Source organism: Roseovarius sp. (assembly GCF_040223625.1).
GTDB lineage: Bacteria > Pseudomonadota > Alphaproteobacteria > Rhodobacterales > Rhodobacteraceae > Roseovarius.
Map to the genome: position 1 here is coordinate 1 of NZ_JAVKFX010000054.1, position 3,937 is coordinate 3,937.

The 3,937-nt window shown below is 62.2% G+C and carries 9 protein-coding genes; all 9 read right to left on the reverse strand.

The genetic code is table 11. The features are described 5' to 3' along the window. Window positions 1–38 precede the first annotated feature (38 nt). The 9 genes from rpmD to rplN all read right to left on the reverse strand — a co-directional run bounded on the left by rpmD (window position 39) and on the right by rplN (window position 3,811). Window positions 39–227, reverse strand: coding sequence for a 50S ribosomal protein L30 (rpmD, locus tag RLN94_RS16360; RefSeq protein ID WP_093037818.1), 189 nt, complete (start codon window positions 225–227; stop codon window positions 39–41). 12 nt (window positions 228–239) lie between these two features. Continuing rightward, entirely contained in the window at window positions 240–806 is a 567-nt protein-coding gene (gene rpsE, locus RLN94_RS16365; RefSeq protein ID WP_350169273.1) for a 30S ribosomal protein S5, read from the reverse strand. Between the two features lie 122 nt (window positions 807–928). Further along, window positions 929–1,288, reverse strand: a complete 360-nt coding sequence (gene rplR, locus RLN94_RS16370; protein ID WP_057819241.1) for a 50S ribosomal protein L18 — start codon at window positions 1,286–1,288, stop codon at window positions 929–931. Window positions 1,289–1,299: 11 nt separating this feature from the next. Next, complete coding sequence (gene rplF / locus RLN94_RS16375) at window positions 1,300–1,833, reverse strand: 50S ribosomal protein L6 (RefSeq protein ID WP_300895673.1); 534 nt, start codon at window positions 1,831–1,833, stop codon at window positions 1,300–1,302. A gap of 12 nt (window positions 1,834–1,845) precedes the next feature. Next, a complete protein-coding gene (rpsH, locus tag RLN94_RS16380) occupies window positions 1,846–2,238 on the reverse strand; it encodes a 30S ribosomal protein S8 (protein ID WP_057819245.1) in 393 nt (130 codons plus the stop codon). 13 nt (window positions 2,239–2,251) lie between these two features. Continuing rightward, window positions 2,252–2,557, reverse strand: coding sequence for a 30S ribosomal protein S14 (gene rpsN / locus RLN94_RS16385; RefSeq protein WP_057819247.1), 306 nt, complete (start codon window positions 2,555–2,557; stop codon window positions 2,252–2,254). A 1-nt stretch (window position 2,558) separates the two neighbouring features. Then, window positions 2,559–3,137, reverse strand: coding sequence for a 50S ribosomal protein L5 (rplE, locus tag RLN94_RS16390; RefSeq protein ID WP_350158826.1), 579 nt, complete (start codon window positions 3,135–3,137; stop codon window positions 2,559–2,561). Continuing rightward, window positions 3,130–3,441 carry a 50S ribosomal protein L24 gene (gene rplX, locus RLN94_RS16395; RefSeq protein ID WP_350158825.1) on the reverse strand — a complete coding sequence of 104 codons (312 nt, stop codon included), beginning with the start codon at window positions 3,439–3,441 and terminating at the stop codon, window positions 3,130–3,132. The genes rplE and rplX overlap by 8 nt, the downstream gene beginning before the upstream one ends. A 1-nt stretch (window position 3,442) precedes the next feature. Then, window positions 3,443–3,811 carry a 50S ribosomal protein L14 gene (gene rplN / locus RLN94_RS16400; RefSeq protein WP_057819253.1) on the reverse strand — a complete coding sequence of 123 codons (369 nt, stop codon included), beginning with the start codon at window positions 3,809–3,811 and terminating at the stop codon, window positions 3,443–3,445. Between the last annotated feature and the right edge of the window lie 126 nt (window positions 3,812–3,937).

Sequence of the window (3,937 nt, forward strand, 5' to 3'; positions counted from 1 at the left end):
TTCAACTGTAGGCCGGGGGTTTGCCCCGACCATACGCATCAACCGCGCTCTTCGATGATCTCGACAAGATGCGGGATCTTGTTGACCATGCCGCGCACAGCAGGGGTATCTTCAAGTTCGCGCACGCGGTGCATTTTGTTCAGACCCAGACCGATCAGGGTCTGACGCTGAACCTCGGGGCGGCGGATCGGGCTGCCGATCTGCTTGACAACGATGGTTTTTGCCATTTGTCCAGTTCCTTACGCTTCGACCGCTTCGGCAACCGGCGCTTCGTCACCCTTTTTCAGGATGTCGGCCACCTTCTTGCCACGACGCTGCGCCACCATGCGCGGGCTGGTCTCTTTCTTGAGGCCGTCCAGCGTGGCGCGTATCATGTTGTAGGGGTTCTGAGAACCAGTCGATTTTGCGACCACGTCCTGAACGCCCAACATCTCAAACACGGCGCGCATCGGGCCACCGGCGATGATGCCGGTCCCGTGCGGTGCGGTGCGCATCACGACCTTGCCTGCACCATGGCGGCCTTCCATGTCGTGGTGCAGGGTGCGACCCTCGCGCAGCGGTACGCGGATCATCGCTCGTTTGGCGGCCTCGGTGGCCTTGCGGATCGCCTCGGGCACCTCTTTGGCCTTGCCCTTGCCGAAGCCCACGCGGCCCTTCTGGTCGCCCACGACGACGAGAGCTGCGAACCCGAAGCGCTTGCCGCCCTTCACGGTTTTCGAAACACGGTTGATCGCGACAAGGCGATCGGCGAATTCCGGCGCTTCGTCGCGATCGCGACCTCCGCGGCGGTTGTCATCTCTTGCCATCTGGCATCCTTTCCTGGCGCCCTCGCGGGCTTCAAGTTTGTCCAATCCAGGTGTCGAAAGGCCCATGGCCCCCGACCCGGATCATCGAGGCGCCCCGGGATCAGCCCCGCGGCGCCTGCGCCTTAGATTTTCAGGCCGCCTTCACGCGCGGCATCCGCCAGCGCCTTGATCCGGCCGTGAAACAGGAACCCGCCGCGGTCGAACTGGGCCTCAGTGATGCCCGCCGCCTTGGCGCGTTCTGCGATGGTGGCGCCGATCTTCTTCGCCGCATCCATCGTGTTCTTGCCGACGAAGCCGAGATCCTTCTCGAGCGTCGAGGCCGAAGCCAGGGTGACGCCGTTCACATCGTCGATGATCTGCACGCTCATGTTCTTGGACGAGCGGTGCACGCTCAGGCGCGGACGCCCGGCATTGACCTTGCGAAGTTTGCTCCGAACGCGCAGGCGGCGTTTCTGGAACAGTTGTCTTTTGCTGTTTGCCATCTGTCGCGTCCTTACTTCTTCTTGCCTTCCTTCTGGAAGATATACTCGCCCTTGTAGCGGATGCCCTTGCCCTTGTAGGGCTCCGGGCGCCGCCAGTCGCGGATATTGGCCGCGACTTCACCGACGAGCTGCTTGTCATGGCCCTCGACCACCAGTTCGGTGGGCTTCGGCGCCGTGACAGTGATACCTTCCGGGATCGGGAAATCCACATCGTGCGACAGGCCGAGGTTCAGCTTCAGGGTGTTGCCCTGAACCTGCGCCCGGTAACCGACGCCCTGGATTTCGAGCTCTTTCTTGAAGGGCTCTTTCGATCCGTGAACGAGGTTGGCGATGATCGTGCGGCTCATGCCCCACTGCTGACGCGCGCGCTTGGATTTGCCGCGCGGCGCAACGGTGACCTGGCCGTCCTCGATCGCGATGGTGACGTCGTCGGTGAAGGTGAAGCTTTTCGTCTGCTTCGGGCCTTTCACCTCGATCGTCTGGCCGCTGAGCGAGGCAGTGACACCATCGGGCAGGGCCACGGGTTGTTTACCGATACGAGACATAATCAGGCCTCCTTAGAATACGGTGCAAAGCACTTCGCCGCCAACGTTGGCCGCCCGTGCGTTTGCATCCGACATCACACCCTGCGGGGTCGAGACAATCGACACGCCGAGGCCCTGGCGGACCGACGGAATGTCCTTGACGCCCATGTACACCCGGCGGCCGGGTTTCGAGACCCGCTTCATCTCGCGGATGGCGGGGGCGCCTTCGAAATACTTCAGGCTGACCTCGATGGCGGGGTGGCCGCGGCTGTCGGTGGCGTCTTCGAAGCCCCGGATATAGCCCTCGTCCGCCAGCACGTTCAGCACGCGCACGCGCATCTTCGAGGCCGGCACCATGACGGTGGACTTGCCGCGCATGCCCGCGTTGCGGATACGGGTCAGCATATCGCCGATAGGATCGTTCATCTCATGTCCCTCCTTACCAGCTCGACTTGACCACGCCCGGCATCTGACCGGCCGAGCCCAGGTCGCGCAGGGCGATCCGGCTGACTTTCAGTTTCCGGTAGTAGGCGTGCGGCCGGCCGGTGAGCTGGCAGCGGTTATGCAGGCGGGTGGCCGAGCTGTTGCGCGGCAGTTCCGCCAGCTTGAGCGAGGCACGGAAGCGTTCTTCCATCGGCTTCGACTCGTCGCTGATGATTTCCTTCAGAGCGGCACGCTTGGCGGCGTATTGCTTCACCAGGCGCTGACGCTTCTTCTCGCGTTCGATCATTGCTTTCTTAGCCATGTCAAATTCCTTCCGGGTCAGCTGGGAAGGGCATGTTGAAATGCTTCAACAGCGCCCTGGCTTCAGCGTCGGTCTTCGCCGTGGTTCCGATGATGATGTCAATGCCCCACACCTCGTCGACCTTGTCGAAGTTGATTTCGGGGAAGACGATATGTTCCTTCAGGCCCAGGGCATAGTTGCCGCGGCCGTCGAAGGATTTGGCCGACACACCGCGGAAGTCGCGGATCCGGGGCATCGCGATGGTGATCAGGCGATCGAGGAATTCGTACATCCGGTCGCCGCGCAGGGTCACCTTGGCGCCCAGCGGCATGTCTTCACGGACGCGGAAGCCGGCGATGGATTTCTTCGCCTTGGTGACGACGGCCTTCTGACCGGCGATCAGCGTCAGGTCTTCCTGGGCCGACTTGGCCTTCTTGGAATCCTTCACCGCCTCGGCGCCGCAGCCGATGTTCAGGACGATCTTGTCCAGCCGCGGGATCATCATGTCGTTCGTGTAACCGAACTCTTCCTTCATCGCGGGGCGGATCGTCTCGCGGAACTGCTGGCGCAGGCGCGGGGTGTAATTCTCGGTATCAAGCATCGATCACGTCCCCCGTGGTCTTGGCGAAACGCACCTTCTTGTCGCCTTCGATCTTGAAGCCGACGCGGGTGGGTTTGCCGTTCTTGTCGAGCATCGCCAGGTTGCTCAGGTCGACCGGCATCGCCTTGGGAAGGCGGCCGCCCTGGCTCTGCTGGCTCTGGCGGGTGTGGCGGATGGCCATGTTCACGCCGTCGACGACGGCCTTGCCGGCTTTCGGGTCGACGGAAGTGATCGTGCCTTCCTTACCCTTGTCCTTGCCGGAGATCACGACGACCTTGTCGCCCTTTTTCAGTTTAGCAGCCATCTTACAGCACCTCCGGGGCGAGCGAGATGATTTTCATGTAGTTCTTCGCGCGCAGCTCGCGCACGACCGGCCCGAAGATACGGGTGCCGATCGGGTCACCCGCGTTGTTCAGGATGACGGCGGCGTTGCGGTCGAAGCGGATCGCGGTGCCGTCTTCACGGCGGATTTCCTTGGCGGTGCGCACGACGACGGCCTTGCGGACATCGCCTTTCTTCACACGGCCGCGGGGGATGGCTTCCTTCACCGAGACGACGATCACGTCGCCGACGGAGGCATACTTGCGTTTGGAACCACCCAGGACCTTGATGCACTGAACTTTCCGGGCACCGGAATTGTCAGCCACATCCAGATTGGTCTGCATCTGGATCATTTGGTTTCTCCCGACCTTTAGGGTAACGACCCCAGGGTTTCGCTCAAACCGGGTGTGCGAGAGCCTTTAGGCTTCCAGCACCTCCCAGCGTTTCGTTTTCGACTTGGGCGCGCATTCGATGATGCG

Bases quoted from the DNA above. Each gene is read 5' to 3' on its own strand.
- rplE (WP_350158826.1), bottom strand. From the start codon at position 3,137: ATGCTTGATACCGAGAATTACACCCCGCGCCTGCGCCAGCAGTTCCGC.
- rpsE (WP_350169273.1), bottom strand. From the start codon at position 806: ATGGCAAGAGATGACAACCGCCGCGGAGGTCGCGATCGCGACGAAGCG.
- rpsN (WP_057819247.1), bottom strand. From the start codon at position 2,557: ATGGCTAAGAAAGCAATGATCGAACGCGAGAAGAAGCGTCAGCGCCTG.
- rpsH (WP_057819245.1), bottom strand. From the start codon at position 2,238: ATGAACGATCCTATCGGCGATATGCTGACCCGTATCCGCAACGCGGGC.
- rplN (WP_057819253.1), bottom strand. From the start codon at position 3,811: ATGATCCAGATGCAGACCAATCTGGATGTGGCTGACAATTCCGGTGCC.
- rpmD (WP_093037818.1), bottom strand. From the start codon at position 227: ATGGCAAAAACCATCGTTGTCAAGCAGATCGGCAGCCCGATCCGCCGC.
- rplF (WP_300895673.1), bottom strand. From the start codon at position 1,833: ATGTCTCGTATCGGTAAACAACCCGTGGCCCTGCCCGATGGTGTCACT.
- rplR (WP_057819241.1), bottom strand. From the start codon at position 1,288: ATGGCAAACAGCAAAAGACAACTGTTCCAGAAACGCCGCCTGCGCGTT.
- rplX (WP_350158825.1), bottom strand. From the start codon at position 3,441: ATGGCTGCTAAACTGAAAAAGGGCGACAAGGTCGTCGTGATCTCCGGC.